The following is a 272-nucleotide window of genomic DNA, read 5'->3' on the forward strand; positions in this document are numbered from 1 at the left end:
CGGGCCGAGGGCGGCGAACCCGCGCCGCACTACCTGGCCAGCGACGCCATGGCCCTGGCCGGCGTCACCGACCAGATCGTCTACCTGGCCGAAGGCGACGTGGTGGACCTGCAACTGGGCCGCTACTGGGTGGTCGGGCAGGATGGCGCGGCCCTGACGGCCGAGCAGCGCCCGGTGAAGACCGTGCACGCCCACAGCGGCGCGGTGGAGCTGGGACCGTACCGGCACTACATGCAGAAAGAGATCTTTGAGCAGCCGCGGGCCATCGCCGA

The 272-nt window shown here is 71.3% G+C and carries 1 pseudogene; it reads left to right on the plus strand.

Features of this window, described 5'->3' with window-relative positions:
* Positions 1-272 (plus strand): annotated as a pseudogene (locus HA630_RS02555) (glutamine--fructose-6-phosphate aminotransferase); the annotation flags it as partial.

This window comes from Aquabacterium sp. A08 (genome assembly GCF_011742065.1).